Below are 16360 nucleotides of genomic sequence, written 5' to 3'. Positions count from 1 at the left end.
CACATGGCCGACACTGCGTTTTTAAAGGGCGTCGGCTACGGTCGGCGCTATCCTTCCCCGCCCTGAAGGACGGGGCTTGCCGCGCCTTTTGGTCAGCGGTGCGGAGCACTTTGGAGGCCAAGGCGGGGGCGGTAGTCTATAATCCTGCCAATTCCCCTAATGCGTTCGCGCCAGCGGTGCGGAGCACTTTCGTCGCCATGACTGAGGCTGTCTCTACTGCCGATTCTGCCTTGCTGACCGTACAAGGGCTGCGGGTTTTCTTGCCCAGCCGTGCAGCTGGCGAGCCCTCGGGATCCCCGGTGGTGGACGGGCTGTCTTTCCAGATCGGGATCGGCCAGACCTTAGGCCTGGTGGGGGAGTCGGGATCCGGCAAAACCATGACCGCCCTGACGCTGATTGATCTGCTGCCCAGCTCGGCCCGGGTGGAGGGCAAAATCCTCTTCAAGGGCCCCAACGGAACGGTGGACTGGCTGCAGTTGGATCCCCGGCAACGGCGGCGCTATCGCGGATCCCAGATCGCCATGATTTTCCAGGAGCCGAGCACCGCCCTCAACCCCCTCTACACCTGTGGCCAGCAGTTACAGGAGACCTTGAGGGCCAACACCTCCCTGAGCCCGGCGGAGATCCGCGCCCAAGCCATTCGCCTGTTTGAGGAGGTGCAGCTTTCTCCCCAGATGCTGGAGCGCTACCCTCATCAGCTCTCCGGCGGCCAAATCCAACGGGCGGCCATCGCCTGTGCCATCGCCTCCAATCCCCAACTGTTGATTGCCGATGAGCCGACCACCGCTCTAGATGTTACGGTGCAAGCGGAAATCCTGCGCCTGCTCTGGGAGCTGCAGCAGCACCGGCAGATGGCCATCCTCTTCATCACCCACGATCTCAATTTGGTGGCCGAACTGGCAGATCAGGTGGTGGTGATGCGCCAGGGCCAAGCTGTGGAACAGGGATCGGTGGAGCAGATCTTTCGGGATCCCCAGCATCCCTACACCCGCGGCCTGTTGGCCTGTCGCCCGGTGTTGGAGCGGCGGTTGCGGCGGTTGCCCACCGTCCAGGATTTTCTGGAAAAAGGGGGATCCCCAGAGGAGCAGTGGCAGCAGGTGGAGATCCCGGCTGCCGAAGAGGAAGAACGGCTGCGCCGGCTGTACAGTCAGCCCCCCCTGTTGCAGGTGCAGGATCTGCGAACCCACTACGCCGTCCGTCGAGGGCCATTTGGCCGCCAGGTGGGCGAGATCCGGGCCGTGGATGGGATCACCTTTGACCTCTACCCCGGAGAGACCTTGGGGCTGGTGGGAGAATCCGGCTGCGGCAAAACCACCCTGGGGCGAACCCTGTTGCGCCTGGTCCGTGCCAGCTCTGGCCAGGTGATCTACGACGGCGAGGAGCTGCTCCGCTTGCCGCCCCAACGCTTACGTCGTCTCCGCCGCGAGATTCAGCTGATCTTTCAGGATCCGGCAGCCTCACTGGATCCGCGCATGAGTGTGGGAGCCAGCGTCATAGAGCCGATGGCCCTGCACGGGATTGGGAGAAATGCTGCTGAGCGACGAGCACGGGCCCAACGCCTGTTTGAACGGGTAGGGTTGGATCCGGAAGCGCTGGATCGCCTGCCCCACCAGTTTTCCGGAGGACAGCGGCAGCGGATCTGTATTGCCCGCGCCCTGGCCTCGGAGCCCCGCCTGATCGTCTGCGATGAGGCAGTGTCTTCCCTGGATGTCTCCGTGCAGGCCCAGGTGCTGAACTTGCTCAAGGATCTGCAGGAGGAACTGGGGTTGGCCTACCTGTTCATCTCCCACGACCTGAGCGTGGTCAAGTTCATGAGCGACCGCATCATGGTCATGAACCGGGGCCGCATCGAAGAGCTTGGCCCCGCCTCCCAGATCTACCAGCAGCCGCAGCAGGACTACACCCGCCGCCTCATCGCCGCGTTCGCGCCAGCGGTGCGGAGCACTTCCCCCAAAGGGAGATCCGTTCGCGATAGCGGGCCGTAGGCCTTAAAAACGCACCCATTTGCCCCAAACGGGTTGAAAAGTTTCCCCTGCATCCGGCTCCGGGCTGGGCAACCCTGCGGGTTAACTTCGCAGTAAGATTTGCAATGAGGCTAAAATTAAGTAAACTTCCAGTCGTAAAGCTTCGGCTCTTTGTTAGCACATTTAACAAAACGTTTTATCCGCAGTTTGGGCTGCAACCGGCTATGGCTCGCATACTCATTATTGAGGACGACCCTTCGATTCTGGATATCCTGCGCATCAATCTGGAGTTGGCGGGCTACGAGGTTGTGAAGGCCACCGATGGGGTGCGCGGGCAAGCACTGGCTCTGCAAGTTCTCCCCGATCTGATCATCCTCGACCTGATGCTGCCCCAGGTGGATGGCCTAACCGTATGTCAGCGCTTGCGGCGGGAGGAGCGCACCAGTGAGATCCCGATTTTGATGCTCACCGCCCTGGGCCAAACTCAGGATAAGATCGAGGGTTTCAATGCCGGTGCCGACGACTACCTGACCAAGCCTTTTGAAGTGCAGGAGCTGCTGGTGCGGGTGCGGGCCCTGCTGCGTCGCTCAGACCGGATCCCACAGGCGGCCAAGCATGGGGAGATCCTCACCTATGGCCCTCTCACGCTGGTGCCGGAGCGCTTTGAGGCGTTGTGGTTCGGCAAAACGATCAAGCTCACCCACCTGGAGTTTGACCTGCTCCACTGTCTGATGCAGCGACATGGGCAGACCGTTTCCCCCAGCGAAATCCTGCAGGAGGTGTGGGGCTACGAGCCCGACGACGACATCGAGACCATCCGTGTTCACATCCGCCACCTGCGCACCAAGCTGGAGCCGGATCCCCGCCACCCCCAGTACATCAAAACCGTCTATGGGGCGGGCTACTGTCTGGAGTTGCCCAACATCGCCGATCCCGTCCCACCGCAGCCAGAGCTGGCGAAAGATTCCCACAAATAATGATTCTTTCATGATTCTTGAGGATGCTGCTCACGCAACTGATAATCTAGGGGATGCCCTGCTGCAGATTGCGCTCTGAGATCTATGCCTGGTGCCATTCGGTATTTGATGTGCCCACCCGATCACTACGAGGTGGACTATGTGATCAACCCCTGGATGGTGGGGAATGTTCACCGCTCTTCGCGAGAACGGGCGCTGCAGCAGTGGCAGGCTCTTTATCGGCATCTCTCGCAGCGGGCGGAGGTGAAGCTAATCCAGCCGGTGCCGGGATGGCCGGATATGGTGTTTACGGCGAATGCTGGGCTCATCCTGGGATCCAAGGTGGTGCTGAGCCGTTTTTATCACCCAGAGCGGCAGGGGGAACAGCCCCATTTCAAGGCTTGGTTTGAGGAACAGGGCTACACCGTCTATGAGCTGCCGCCAGCCCTGGCTTTTGAGGGGGCGGGAGATGCTCTGTTGGATCGGGCAGGGCGCTGGCTGTGGGCGGGCTACGGCTTTCGCTCCATGTTGGAGTCTCACCCCTACTTGGCCAAGTGGCTGGGGATCGAGGTGTTGTCTTTGCGGCTGGTGGACGAGCGGTTCTACCACCTAGACACCTGCTTTTGCCCCCTCTCCGAAGGCTATTTGCTTTACTATCCACCGGCTTTTGATACCTATTCCAACCGCTTGATCGAGATGCGGGTGCCCCCTGAAAAGCGGATCCCGGTTCAGGAGGCGGATGCCATTCACTTTGCCTGCAATGCCGTGGATGTGAACGGCACGATCTTGGTGAATCGGGTCAGCCCAGAGCTGGAAGCCACCCTACAGGAGCGGGGATTTGCGGTGGTGCAGACGGAGCTGACGGAGTTCCTGAAAGCCGGTGGGGCGGCCAAGTGCCTGACGCTGCGCCTCGACGAGACGGTGGCTCCCCAAACCGATCCGGTGGCCACGGTGCTCAGCCGGACGGTGACCCTCCAGGGACATTTGGTGGACAGCGATCTGCTCACCAGGGCCGTCGATTGCATTGTCGACAATGGCGGCAGCTTCCAGATCCTCAAGTTTCAGCTTGGGGAAAAACGGCAGAGCACTTCCACGGTGGAACTGGCCGTTTCCGCTCCCACCGAAGAGACCCTGGATACCATTCTCAGCGCCTTGATCGAGCAGGGGGCCCGTCTCTCGGAGGAAACCCAGCAAGATGCCCGTCTGGAGCGGGTAGAGAAAGCAGGGGTAGCGCCCGACGATTTTTATGTCACCACCATCTATCCCACGCAGGTGCGGGTGGCCGGCCAGTGGATCCCGGTGCAGCGGCAGCGCATGGATGGGGTGATCGTGGTCAAGGGATCCGATTGCAATGGCAAGACGGAGTTTTCAGCCTATTGCACCCTGATTCGAGATTTGCAGGTGGGGGATGCCGTGGTGTGTGGGGTGGAAGGGATCCGCACCGTGCGCCAGGCCAGCAAAGAGCGCTCTTCCCAGGAGTTTACCTTTATGGGATCGGGGGTCTCCAGCGAGCGGCGGGTGGAGATCCTGGTGGAGCAGATTGCCTGGGAGCTGCGGCAAATCAAGGAGCGGGGCGGCAAAACGGTGGTGGTGGCAGGGCCGGTGGTCATCCACACAGGCGGCGGATCCCACTTGGCCACCCTCATCCGCGAAGGCTATGTGCAGGCGCTGCTGGGGGGCAATGCCATTGCCGTTCACGATTTGGAGCAGAATCTCTACGGCACCTCGCTGGGGGTGGATCTGTCGCGGGGCACCCCGGTCAAGGGCGGCCACAAGCATCACCTCAAAACCATCAACCTCATCCGCAAGTATGGCAGTATCCGAGCTGCGGTGGAAGCGGGCGTGATTACCGGCGGGGTGTTCTACGAGTGTATTCGCGCTCAGGTGCCCTTCTCCCTGGCGGGATCCATCCGCGACGATGGGCCGCTGCCAGATACGGAGATGGATCTGATCAAGGCCCAACAGGATTATGCGCGGCTGCTGCAGGGGGCCGACATGGTGCTGATGCTCTCCAGCATGTTGCACTCCATTGGAGCCGGGAACATGACGCCTGCCGGGGTCAAGCTGATCTGCGTGGACATTAACCCGGCAGTGGTGACCAAGCTGGCCGATCGGGGATCCCTGGAGTCGGTGGGGATTGTTACCGATGTGGGCCTGTTCTTGAGTTTGTTGGTGCAGCAGTTGGCGCGTTTGGGGCAGGTGTATGAGCGCCCGCAACCTGCTCTTGCTGCCCGCTAGCCACCCCATCCATAAGCGCTGTTATCTTTTGGGATCCTTAAACTGGGATCCTCAAGCCTCAAAAGGGTATGCCTTTTATTAGCCTGTTGACGGATTTTGGCCTGCAGGATCCCTATGTGGGCATTATGAAAGGGGTGATTCATACCCTTTCCCCACAGGCTCAACTCATCGACCTCAGCCATGGGATCCCGCCTCAGGATGTGGCGGCGGCTCGCTTTGCCCTGATGACGGCCTACCCCTATCTGCCGTCGGGCGCCATTCACCTGGCCGTTGTGGATCCAGGGGTGGGGAGTAGCCGCCGGGCGGTAGCCATCCAAACCGAGACGGGCTTTTTGGTTGGCCCTGACAATGGCCTGTTCAGCGGCGTTTTGGCCCAAACTCCGGCGCTGGCTGCTGTGGAACTCAACCGGCCCCGCTATTGGCGCACCCCCTCTCCCAGCCGCACCTTTCATGGGCGGGATATTTTTGCCCCGGTTGCCGCTCATCTGGCCAACGGGATCCCTTTGGCGGAGCTGGGGGATCCCCTAGACGTAGCAGAACTAACCCGCTGGGAGTGGCCGCCACCCCAGATGGAGACCAACGGCTGTCGCGGCCTGGTCCAGGCCATCGACCACTTCGGCAACGGCATCACCAACCTGCCCGGACAGTGGGTGGAAGGTCGAAGCTGGAGCGCCTGGATCAAAGGGATCCCCGTCCGCTCCGTGGCCACCTTTGCTGAGGGAGAAGTTGGGGAAGTGCTGGCCCTGGTGGGCAGCTCCGGCTGGGTGGAGATCGTGCAAAACCGAGGCAATGCCAGCCGTGCCTTGGGTTTCAAAGTGGGAGATGAGGTGCGCGTGCAGTGGGATAGCTAGCCGAACTCCCTCCCCCCTGCCCCCTCTCGCTTGGGGAGAAGGGAGACTAGGCAGGCTGGCTTTCCACCGTTAAAGTTTCCGGCTCAGCTGCGGAAGTTGAGGTTCCTATCTGAACTTTGACCGCCCGCACGGCATCGGCCTTGGGCAGGGTGAGGGTGAGAATGCCATCCCGGTAGATGGCCGAGACTTTTTCCGGCTGAATGCTTTTGGCTAGCTTGAGGGTGCGTTGAAAAGGCTGAGGCTCCACCTCTTGGTAGCGTAATTCAGCACCTTCAGGGCCTTGAAGCTGGATCTCACCGCTGATGGAGAGCTGCTGGGCTGTGGCCTCGATGTGGAAGCGTTCCCGATTGGCCCCCGGCGCCCACAACTGGACGATGTAGGCTTCGCCGCTCTCCCAAACCTGTAATGGCGTGGGGAAGAAAGTGCGAGGGTGCTCTCCAGAGCTCTGCTGCCTCGGGAAGTCAAGGGTGCTTTGCTGCACGCGCACATCGAGGATGGGGGTGAAGTAAACCAATTGCATAGCCGCTCCTTGGGTAGTAGGGTGGACAATTCTTGAAAAACGGGTCAACAGGGGTAACAACCGGATCCCACCGTTCTACAGAACTCCCCCCACGTCGGAAAAAGCTGTATTGAGACGAGATGGGATCCAAACCCCGTTCTGCTTCAATGATCCAAGACCGCTGTTGCCAGCAGGGAGGGCAAACCGATCCAGCTAGGGGAGGATCCCATCACCTTTCTCCAAAGTTCACTTTGGACAACCTCATCTAGAGCCAGCGGGATCCCTGTCGCAACCTTTTCTCTGCCGGTTCGATCGGCTTCTGCTGAGAATGCTGCCGCCAGACAGCTTGACAGAGGCATGGGCGTTAGGGCCGCGCGGTAACAGCCTGGATTCTCTAACAGTTCAGCACAGTTTATCAAAGCTTAAAAGTCTAACTCTAGCTTCAATTGAAGTTGTTTGGTTAGTCTCTCAGTTTGGTAGCAAGTTTTGAGAGAGACCTGACAGACAAGGCAGGCCGCCTCTAAGATGGCCTTCAAACCAGGACAGCTTGAGCAGTGGGATCCCATGTACGTGTATTGCCCAGAAGAAGTTTTGGAGGCAGGAGCGCCATACAACCTTGAGGAGCTGATAGAACGGCTGGAGCAGGGGGATCGCACCCTTTTAAGCCGGTTGTTCGACGTTCGCTACCCCTACTGGAAACGCAACCTCCGGCGCAACGTTCGCTTGGTGGCTGATCTGCGCTATCTGGGAGAGGTGCCGGTTTTGGTCTTGTTTGGCCTTTGGGGGAGAGGCAGCCACGAGTACCGAGAGTTCCTGGAGCGGCGGCAGGATCCCAGCTATCAAGAGCGGGTGAGGAACTGGGTGTCTGACGATCAGCTACAGGCATGGCTGGCACAAAGGCAAGCGGAAAATGAACAAGAAGAAGCGCGGCAAAACCAGCTCCTCCCTCTGCCCAACGAACTGTACGATTGGACACAGTTTTTAAATACTCTCAACCGCCAGGAGCGGCTTGTGTTGGAAAGCGGGGAATGGGTTCGGCAAGTGCAAGCCCTTTCTCTAGAACAGCGGCGCCAAGTGTATCGGGCGGTAGAGCAATTTATCATTGGCGATGAGAAAGGGAATCTCTACTGGAAACTACCACTGTTTTATCCAGAAACTGAGGTTAGGTGCTGGCGGGAAGGCTCGATACATCTGGCTATCAGCCTGGTGCAGGTATGTGAGCAGGAAAAAGTCTTATCTCCATTTTTAATTGGAGTTTACGACCACGCTCCGGAGCAGAGAGAGCGGTTTGACCTGGGGCGCCGAACTTGCCTATTTGGGAGGGGGGCCGATCAGCCGGATATTCTCCAACACCCACAATCTTTAGAGATTTGGAAGCGATATGCCCGCCGCGCCTACCCCGACTGCATGGTTGCAGATGAAAACGTCTGGCTGGAAATCCAGGAGACTACAGAGGGGAACTTAGCTTTGTCGATGGAGGAAGAAGAAATTCTCCAAAGCACCTCTATGCCTCTACTAATCAACGGGCGAGCTGGGAGCGGCAAATCTCTGATGTTGTATTACCGTTTTGCTGATTACTGCAGCCATTACCTGAAGGATTCAAGCAAAGGAAGCTTTCAGTACCGTCCTCTCTTTTTAACCTATAGCCCGAGTCTAGTACAGCAAGCCCGCAGCAAGGTAAGTACAATTTTGCGGGTCAACCATCGTTACCGAGAGAGAGGCAGTGACTTCTCAGAAGGGGGAATTGAGCGATGTCAAGCTTTCTTTAGCACCTTCCAGGACTACCTGTTAAGCTGCCTTCCACCAGAGAGACAAGAACGCTATCAACCGGAGCGATATGTCAATTTTTATCGATTCCGGAGCTGGTACCGCGGCCGCAGTGATGTAGAATTAGCTTGGCATACGATTCGTACTCTGATCAAGGGCTATGGAGTAAGCGACTACTTGGATCCAGATTGCTATCGGGAATTGCCTCAAGCCGACCGCACTGTAAATGTAGAAGTCTTTGATCGAATATACGAGCAAGTTTGGCCGGGTTATCAAGAACGAACTACCTACGGAAGCTACTGGGACGATCAAGATTTGGCTAGGGATGTGTTACAGAATGGTTTTCTTAGATCAATTCACCCAGTCATTTTCTGTGATGAGGTTCAAGACTTTACCCAGCTTGAACTGAATATTGTTTTCTGCTTGTCCCCCTGGGGAAAATATAAGTTGGATTGGGCTATCGAGCGTTTACCTTATGCTTTTGCTGGGGATCCTCTGCAAACTATCAATCCTACAGGATTTCGTTGGGGTGCCCTGAGGAGGTATCTCTACGAGCATATCCATGCTTACTTGTTGCCCGGCCATTCTCTCGAGATTCCAAGTCCCCGGGAGTTAAAAAATAATTACCGCTGTAGCCCTCAGATTACTCGTTTTAGCAACCTTATCAACTTGTGGCGGCGAGTTCTTAGCAATGATCGGGGGATTTGCCCACAGCAGCCTTGGCGTTTTCAGGAACCGGGGAGGCCAGCTCAAAAGTTTGTACTGGATGGCCAAGACAAGAACTTAACTCAACATGAGCTGAGGAGTATGCTCAGGAACAGCACGGGTACAGTTTGCATCCTGCCTTGTTCTATAGGAGAGGAGCTGGACTACGTGCGCCAAGATCCCGACCTCCAGAGGGTTTTTGCCGAAGAGCTGGAGCAAAATCTCAAGCCGGCGCTGCTGCAGACTGTTACCGCTGTCAAGGGCATGGAGTTCAAAAAGATCATTCTCTACAAGTTTGGCGACTGCTATCGACAAAACTTTAGCCGAAGGCTTAACCACTACGCTCAAGAAGCTGCAGAGAAGGTATCCCTGCAACTACATTATTTTCTCAACCAGCTATACGTTGGTATTACCCGCCCCATCGAAGCCTTAGCTGTTGTGGATACTGCAGCCGGCTGGCGGGAATTCTGGGATCCTGCCTTGGAGATTGACTTTTGGCTCAATCACTCTCATTTGCAGCCCGATCGATCCCAATGGCAAACGCATCCGCCTGTACTGGCCGGCTTCGCTCAAGGCACTGGCATCCAATACTGGACGGATAAAAACTTACAGGATGTGCTGGACTTGGCTCTTGGGTTTCTTAGGCAAGGGGTAGAGGAGGGAAATCCTGAGCTCTTGGAAGATGCGCGCGCCTTTGCTCGGCAGGCAGGCAACCAGAAATTAGAACAGGAATGCCAAGCTTGGATCCTCAAGCTGCAGAGGGATTACGTTTCTGCAGGCCGTCAGTTTTTAAGCTTGGAAAGATCCGCCCTACCCAATAGAAATCTCATCCGAGAAGCCTGGGAGTGCTTTTGGAAGGCAAAAGCTTGGTCAGAGTTGCAGCAGCATCGTTCTACTCACTTTGCCAGGTGCTCCGAGATCCCTAACTACGGTCCTCTGGTGGATTTGATGGTGGTAACCCAAAGCAGCTCTGCCAAGTCCATGGAGCGCTTTCGACAGATAGTTCGAGTGCGAGATTGGTTGAGCGTTGAGGTCAGCCCGAAGCATTCGGATCTGACTTGGAAGGTTTGTGTGGAGAAGTTTTTGGCGGAGCTGGAGGAAGTTTTCGATAACCTAGGGACTTTTTGTCCTAAGCCGGAGGATCGTGAACTTTTTTGGCAAGAGACTCTTGAGGCTTTGAGGGAGCGTTTGGCCTTTCTTGGCCAGCGGCAGCCGTTCGCAGGGCAATATCACAAGATTCTCGGCATCTGTTATTTCCAGCAACAAAAACTTGAGGAGGCAGTTGCCATTTGGGATCAAGGTGGCCAAACGGAGCATTCCCGCTACTACCGAGCCAAGATCCAATTGGAGAAGCCGCCTGGCCAGGTGAGGTGGCTATCCAAAGACCGGCAGGACGCAGCAGTGGTGAGCAAATGGCAGGAGGCGGGACGTCCCCTCGCGGGCGAGTGGGAGGAGTACATCAACGACGTCATTCTCAGTCTGGAGCGCTTGAAAGACTGGCCGCTGATGCTGCGAGTTCTGATCCAGTGCCGAGAGTGGGAGAAGCTCTGGAAAACGGTGCAGGCCCATCCTCAGGCGTGGCAGCGGGGACATGACTACGAGCTGGTGGCTGCCATGGCCCGGGATATCCGGACCAACTGGGAAGACTTAAGGCGCAAATCCCCTGGGCTGCGAGATTTTCTGCAGGAAGTGGTTACCAGCACACAGATGGAGCGGGCCTGGTGGCTACAGCCCCTGGAGGTAGGCTTGGCTTGTGAGCGATTGGGCCACTACCGAGACACGCTCAGGTTTTACGAGCGCTTCACCGAAAGCAGAACCGGCAGGCTGAAACGCTCTCAAATCCGGCAGCGCTGGCTGGTGACCCACCAAAGGTATCAGGAGTTTCTCCAAGCAGAAGGACGCCCAACAGACCGTTTGGCAGAGGAGTTTCGACAGGCTCAAGAGCGCTGGGGGGAGCAACTGCCCCAGGCAGAACCTGAGCTGGACGAACGGGATCCCTGGGCGTTTGACTTTGTGGAGTACCCCAGCCCTGTCCAAAGTTGGCTGCTGCAGCGGGCCCAAACCGACACCCAGAGCCGACTCAGAGCAGAAATCGCCCAGGCGCTGGAGCATCTGGACGAACGACACTTGCAGCAGGTGCACAGCTTGATCCAGCGCTTTTCGCGCGCCGACCCATCCACCTAGGCTGGCTCCGAACGCAGGCCGGGAGGCCTATTGCAGGATTTGGCGCAGGCGCTCCAAGGCCCGTCGGTTCTCTTCAGGGGTGCCCACCGTCAGACGCAGCCCCCCACCCGTGTAGCGCACACCAGTCCCCAGCTCCTGCCAGGCCCGCTGCAGCTCTTGGGGATCCCAGCCGGCCACCCGGAAGTAGAGGAAGTTGGCTTGGCTGGGCCACACCCGCACCCCTGGCAGCTCCTGCAGAGCTTGATAAAGGGCTTCCCGCTCCTGACAAATTAGCGTCACGTCGGCCAAAAGCTCCTCGGCATGCTCCAAAGCCATCTGAACCGCCCACTGAGAAAGGGCCGTGAGGTTGTAGGGCAGGCGGATCCCATCCAACACTTGCATAAGCTGTGGATGACCCACAGCATAGCCCACCCGGTGGGCCGCCAGGCGAAAGGCTTTGGAGAAAGTGCGCAAGATTACCCAGTTGGGATGCTCCGCCAATTTGGGCAGGGCTGTGTGCCGGCTGAACTCAAAATAGGCCTCATCCAAAATCACCAGAATCTCTTCGGGCAGCCCTTCCACCCACTCCCACTCTGCAGCCGTCAGGCCGTTCCCCGTCGGCGAGTTGGGATCCACCAGGCACACCACCCGAATCGGATGCTCCCTCAAAGCCTGTTGACAGCGCTCCAGATCCAGAGCAAACGTCTCGGGATCGCGGGGAACTCGCACCACTGGGATCCCCAGGCTCTGGGCCAGGATGGCGTACATGGAGAAGGTGGGCTCTGCCACCAAAATGCCGCCCCGCCCGCCCAGACAGGTGGCAATCAGCAGGGAGCGGATCAGCTCATCCGACCCATTGCCCAGGCTGATCTGCTCTGGCTCCGCTCCGGCATAGGCGGCGATGGCCTGCTTCAGGCCCCGGTGGTGGGCATCGGGATAGCGGTTGCTGGGGATCCCCTTTTCCCAAAGGAGGGAGAGCTTCTGCTTAAAGCCCACCGGCCAATCGAGGGGGAACTCATTGGCATCCAGCTTGTCGGCAGCCGGGGCAGGCACGGCGTCGTAGGGCTTGAGGTGAAGCAAATCGGGGCGCAGATACTGCAGAGCACACATCTTCCTGACGGGGAGAAGTAGCTATTATATCAGGGCCAACCCGACCACTTATTCTTTTGTCAGGGATCCCTGCTGACGTAGCGCCTCAAAAAGGGCAATCGCTACGGCATTGCTGAGGTTCAGGCTGCGCACCGGCCCCCGCAGTGGGATGCGCACGCTGGGATAGGTTTCCAAAAACATGGGATCCAACCCCCGGCTTTCGCTGCCGAACACCAACCAGTCTCCCGGCTGATAGGTTACTTCCGTATAAAGGGCTTTGCCGCGCACGCTAAAACACCAGAACCGGGCCTCAGGGTGGGCCTGCACCAGAGCAGACCAAGAGGGGTAGCGATACAGTTGGACGTGCTGCCAATAGTCCAGCCCCGCCCGCTTGAGGTAGCGATCCGAAAGGCGAAACCCCAGAGGATCCACCAGATGGAGAGGCGTATCGGTGGCTGCACAGGTGCGGGCGATATTCCCTGTGTTGGCCGGGATCTCTGGGGCAACCAAAACAACGTGGAAGGGCATAATCCTATCCTACTTGCCCCCAAATCCGCGGTTGCCGCCCCCTTTTTTACCCCCACCTTTGCCCGGCTTGCGGCTGGGCTGTTGCCGAGAGGGAGAGGCCGTTGAACGTCCGCGCCAACTGGGATCCCCGCCAGGAAGAGAGGTACGCCCACCCCCCCAACCCATACCGGGAAAACCGCCACCCATGCCCATGTTGCGCATCATGTCGCGCATGCGTTGAAAATCACTGACCAGTCGGCTGACATCCTCCAGCTTGTGGCCAGATCCGCGGGCCACCCGTCGTTTGCGGCTGACGCTGCGGGCCAACAGATCCGGGTTGCGCCGCTCTTCGGGGGTCATGGAGTTGATCATGGCTTCGGCGCGGGCCAGTTGGTCTTGTCCCTTTTGCAGTTGTTCCTCGCTGATTTTGCCCATCCCTGGCATCAGTCTCAGCAGCCCTGCCAAGGATCCCATGCGTTTAATTAGGCGCATCTGCTTGAGGAAATCGGTGAAATCAAACTGGGCAGTCATCATCTTCTCCGCCATGCTGGCGGCATCTCCCAGGTCGATTTCCTCTTGAGCTTTTTCCACCAAGCTGAGGATATCCCCCATCCCCAGAATGCGGGAGGCCATGCGATCCGGGTAGAAGGGATCCAGCGCTTCCACCTTTTCGCCAACACCGATGAACTTGATGGGCTGACCGGACACTTGGCGAATGGAAAGGGCGGCCCCACCGCGGGTGTCCCCATCCAGCTTGGTGAGAATGGCCCCAGTGATGCCCAAGCGCTCGTGGAAGGCTCGGGTAAGGCTGGCTGCCTCTTGGCCGATCATGGCATCCACCACCAGCAGGATCTCGTGGGGCTGCACCGCCGCCTTGATCCGCTCCAGCTCCGCCATCATCTCCAGGTCAATCTGCAAACGACCGGCAGTGTCCAAAATCACGTAGTCGTAGCCCTGCTGCCGGGCCGTCTCCACCCCCTGCCGGGCAATCTCGACGGGATCTGCTTTGCCCAGGTCGAAAACGGGGATCTGAATTTGCTGGCCCAGCGTCTTGAGCTGGTCGATGGCCGCCGGACGGTAGATGTCTCCGGCCACCATGAGAGACTTCTTGCCCTGCTTGCGCAAATACAGAGCCAACTTGGCGCAGGTGGTGGTTTTCCCGGATCCCTGCAAACCGGCCATGAGGACAATGGTGGGAGGCTGCTCCGCTTGGGCAATGGGCACGTTGGCTTCCCCCATCACTTTCACCAGCTCGTCGTGGACGATCTTGATGAACTGCTGATCCGGCGTCACCCCCAGGATGACCTCGGATCCCAGGGCAGCTTCCCGCACATCCTCGATGAACTGCTTCACCACCTGCAAGTTGACATCCGCATCCAGCAGGGCTCGCCGCACCTCCCGCAGAGCTTCTTGAATGTTGGTTTCGGTGATCTTGTCCTGGCCGCGCAGCTTTCTCCAGGCCAATTCCAACTTCTCGGAGAGGGCATCAAACATGGGTACTGTGGATCCTGTCAGGCGCTTTGGGGGCATTTCCTACCATAGTCGAATCGGGGCGACTCCATCTTGGGGATCCCCACCCAGGAGACCATCCCGGCCCAGAAAAACTGGCGACTTCACAAAAGTTTAAGCAACAATAGAGGGCGTTGCATGCAGATCTTCCATGGTCAGCGTCGCTTCCCTTCCCTACAGCACCACCGACTGGCAATTGGGCTATCGCTCCCTATCCCAGGAGTACGACTATTGGATTACGGAGATCGAAGGACGGATCCCGGCAGGGTTGCGGGGAACCCTGTTTCGCAACGGCCCGGGCAAGCTGGAGGCGGGATCCCAGCGCTACGGACACCCGTTCGATGGCGACGGCATGGTCTGCGCCATCACCTTTGTGGGGGGGAAAGTTCATTTTCGCAACCGGTTTGTGCGCACCCGCGAGTTTGAAGCAGAGGAAAAAGCCGGTCGGGTGCTTTACCGAGGGGTGTTTGGCACCCAAAAGCCGGGCGGCTGGTGGAGCAACTTTCTCGACTTGCGGTTTAAAAATCCCGCCAACACCAATGTCATCTACCAGGGAGATAAGCTGCTGGCCCTGTGGGAGGCCAGTGCCCCTTACCGGCTGAACCCGGCCACCTTGGCCACCGAGGGGATCGAAACGTTTGCAGGAGGGATCTCAGCCAACCAGCCTTTCACTGCCCATCCCCGGCGGGATCCCCACACGGGAGATCTCATCGCCTTTGGGGTGCGGGCTGCCCAGAACTCCACGTTGCTGTTTTATCGTCTGGACTCGCGCGGGCGCTTGGTGGAAAAGCGGGATTACCGCCTGCCCGGTTTTGCCTTCCTGCACGATTTTGTCTGGACACCCCGCTACCGCATCTTTTTCCAAAATCCCTTGGCTTTCAATCCCCTGCCGTTTGTGTTGGGCTGGCAACCGGCGGGCACCTGTCTGACCTTGAAACCGGGGGAGCCGACCCGCATCTGGCTCTTTCCCCAGGGCGATAAGCCGCTGCAACTGGAAGCGGAGCCGGGGTTTGTTTTCCATTTTGTCAACGGCTACGAAGTCGGGGATCGGGTTGTGGTGGATGCCGTCCTCTATGAGAACTACCCTGCCCTGGAGCCGGATGCCGATTACCTGCAGATTGACTTTGCCCAGATTCCGGCGGGCAAGCTGTGGCGGTTCTATCTGGATCCCAAGGGGGGCAGCGTGAAGCGGGAACTGCTGCTGGATCGCTCGGTGGAGTTTCCGGCCATCCACCCGGCTCGAATGGGGGGATCCCACCGCTACATCTACATCGGGGCCACCCATGCTCCTGGCCCCAATGCTCCTCTGCAAGCCATCCTCAAGCTGGATACCGCCACAGGCCGCACACAGCAGTACAGCTTTGCCCCCCGCGGCTTTGTGGGAGAACCGGTGTTCATCCCCAATCCAGAAGACCAGGGAGAAGAGGCAGGGTGGATCGTGACGGTGGTTTTTGATGCGGCCAGCCAGCGCTCTCAAGTGGTGATCCTAGAAGCAGCCGACCTGACAGCCGGCCCCGTCGCGCGGATCCCATTGCGGCACCACATTCCCTATGGCCTACACGGCAGCTTCACTCCGCAGGTATGGGCAACGCCTGCCTAAGCGATGAGCTTCAAGATGGCTGAATGGATCCCCTTGGCTGAGGGAATGCAATCCAGCCCTTAGAGAGCCCTGGGGATCGGTCAGTCGGATCCCGGCTGTGCAGAAACACCTCCAGTCAGCGTTGCCGGAAAAAACTACAGGTACTCTATTCGTTTCAGCTTAGGGTGAGACGCCTGGGCTACTGAGAAAAGCCTTCTGGCTCTGCACCTTCAATGTTTTGGGTGTGAGTATAATGTCCTAGTTCGAATCGAAATGACCATAAAGATGAAATGGTTCTGTCTGGGGGATAAACATTCTGCGGCCTGAGAACCATTCCCTTGGAACAGTTGCTAGTATTGGCTACACGTCGGCTACAGTGTTGACAACTGCTGGCTCCCCAGTTCCCGACGAGGGCACCTGCTGGGAGTTTGTCAATGGAAGCAGGATGGAAAGATGCTGTTGGGCGTTGTTAGGCTAGTGAATGGTGTGTTGAGCAGGTCTTGGGTCAAGAGCAAAGTTATGGCCTGTTTTTG

At 58.3% G+C, this 16360-nt stretch carries 10 protein-coding genes; 6 read left to right on the top strand and 4 right to left on the bottom strand.

Annotated features, from left to right (window positions below):
• Positions 1-197 precede the first annotated feature (197 nt).
• The 4 genes from ACVWXF_RS02720 to ACVWXF_RS02705 all read left to right on the top strand — a co-directional run bounded on the left by ACVWXF_RS02720 (position 198) and on the right by ACVWXF_RS02705 (position 6009).
• Positions 198-1985 (top strand): ABC transporter ATP-binding protein, encoded by a 1788-nt coding sequence (locus ACVWXF_RS02720; protein WP_457473559.1) that lies wholly within the window; start codon positions 198-200, stop codon positions 1983-1985.
• A gap of 203 nt (positions 1986-2188) precedes the next feature.
• Positions 2189-2941: a response regulator transcription factor gene (locus tag ACVWXF_RS02715; RefSeq protein ID WP_011431916.1), complete on the top strand. Its 753-nt coding sequence runs from the start codon at positions 2189-2191 to the stop codon at positions 2939-2941.
• Positions 2942-3025: 84 nt separating this feature from the next.
• Positions 3026-5158 (top strand): bifunctional arginine dihydrolase/ornithine cyclodeaminase, encoded by a 2133-nt coding sequence (gene argZ / locus ACVWXF_RS02710; RefSeq protein WP_457473555.1) that lies wholly within the window; start codon positions 3026-3028, stop codon positions 5156-5158.
• Positions 5159-5226: 68 nt separating this feature from the next.
• Positions 5227-6009, top strand: a complete 783-nt coding sequence (locus ACVWXF_RS02705) for an SAM hydrolase/SAM-dependent halogenase family protein (RefSeq protein ID WP_457473554.1) — start codon at positions 5227-5229, stop codon at positions 6007-6009.
• A 46-nt stretch (positions 6010-6055) separates the two neighbouring features.
• Here the strand turns inward: ACVWXF_RS02705 and ACVWXF_RS02700 are convergent, their stop codons facing one another.
• Positions 6056-6529, bottom strand: coding sequence for an Hsp20/alpha crystallin family protein (locus tag ACVWXF_RS02700; protein ID WP_011430710.1), 474 nt, complete (start codon positions 6527-6529; stop codon positions 6056-6058).
• A 504-nt stretch (positions 6530-7033) separates the two neighbouring features.
• Here ACVWXF_RS02700 and ACVWXF_RS02695 point away from each other — a divergent pair.
• Positions 7034-11164 carry a hypothetical protein gene (locus ACVWXF_RS02695; RefSeq protein WP_457473553.1) on the top strand — a complete coding sequence of 1377 codons (4131 nt, stop codon included), beginning with the start codon at positions 7034-7036 and terminating at the stop codon, positions 11162-11164.
• Between the two features lie 27 nt (positions 11165-11191).
• Here the strand turns inward: ACVWXF_RS02695 and ACVWXF_RS02690 are convergent, their stop codons facing one another.
• Genes ACVWXF_RS02690 through ffh form a run of 3 tightly spaced genes read right to left on the bottom strand, consistent with a single transcriptional unit; the run spans position 11192 to position 14233 of the window.
• On the bottom strand, positions 11192-12253 hold the full coding sequence (locus ACVWXF_RS02690) for a histidinol-phosphate transaminase (protein WP_457394778.1): 1062 nt from the start codon (positions 12251-12253) through the stop codon (positions 11192-11194).
• 48 nt (positions 12254-12301) lie between these two features.
• Positions 12302-12760 carry a tRNA (cytidine(34)-2'-O)-methyltransferase gene (locus tag ACVWXF_RS02685; RefSeq protein ID WP_414342486.1) on the bottom strand — a complete coding sequence of 153 codons (459 nt, stop codon included), beginning with the start codon at positions 12758-12760 and terminating at the stop codon, positions 12302-12304.
• 9 nt (positions 12761-12769) lie between these two features.
• A complete protein-coding gene (gene ffh / locus ACVWXF_RS02680) occupies positions 12770-14233 on the bottom strand; it encodes a signal recognition particle protein (RefSeq protein ID WP_011431929.1) in 1464 nt (487 codons plus the stop codon).
• 166 nt (positions 14234-14399) lie between these two features.
• Here ffh and ACVWXF_RS02675 point away from each other — a divergent pair, with 166 nt between their 5' ends.
• Positions 14400-15848: a carotenoid oxygenase family protein gene (locus ACVWXF_RS02675; protein WP_457473552.1), complete on the top strand. Its 1449-nt coding sequence runs from the start codon at positions 14400-14402 to the stop codon at positions 15846-15848.
• The last annotated feature ends 512 nt before the right edge of the window (positions 15849-16360 follow it).

The sequence above is a fragment of the Thermostichus sp. MS-CIW-40 genome (assembly GCF_054058315.1).
The sequence above is the reverse complement of the archived record's forward strand: the minus strand, read 5'-3'. Positions and strand labels throughout refer to the sequence as shown.

What these genes read in the sequence shown, in the direction of transcription:
- ACVWXF_RS02720 (WP_457473559.1), top strand. Translation starts at nt 198, where the DNA reads ATGACTGAGGCTGTCTCTACTGCCGATTCTGCCTTGCTGACCGTACAA.
- ACVWXF_RS02685 (WP_414342486.1), bottom strand. Translation starts at nt 12,760, where the DNA reads ATGCCCTTCCACGTTGTTTTGGTTGCCCCAGAGATCCCGGCCAACACA.
- ffh (WP_011431929.1), bottom strand. Translation starts at nt 14,233, where the DNA reads ATGTTTGATGCCCTCTCCGAGAAGTTGGAATTGGCCTGGAGAAAGCTG.
- ACVWXF_RS02675 (WP_457473552.1), top strand. Translation starts at nt 14,400, where the DNA reads ATGGTCAGCGTCGCTTCCCTTCCCTACAGCACCACCGACTGGCAATTG.
- ACVWXF_RS02695 (WP_457473553.1), top strand. Translation starts at nt 7,034, where the DNA reads ATGGCCTTCAAACCAGGACAGCTTGAGCAGTGGGATCCCATGTACGTG.
- ACVWXF_RS02715 (WP_011431916.1), top strand. Translation starts at nt 2,189, where the DNA reads ATGGCTCGCATACTCATTATTGAGGACGACCCTTCGATTCTGGATATC.
- argZ (WP_457473555.1), top strand. Translation starts at nt 3,026, where the DNA reads ATGCCTGGTGCCATTCGGTATTTGATGTGCCCACCCGATCACTACGAG.
- ACVWXF_RS02700 (WP_011430710.1), bottom strand. Translation starts at nt 6,529, where the DNA reads ATGCAATTGGTTTACTTCACCCCCATCCTCGATGTGCGCGTGCAGCAA.
- ACVWXF_RS02705 (WP_457473554.1), top strand. Translation starts at nt 5,227, where the DNA reads ATGCCTTTTATTAGCCTGTTGACGGATTTTGGCCTGCAGGATCCCTAT.
- ACVWXF_RS02690 (WP_457394778.1), bottom strand. Translation starts at nt 12,253, where the DNA reads ATGTGTGCTCTGCAGTATCTGCGCCCCGATTTGCTTCACCTCAAGCCC.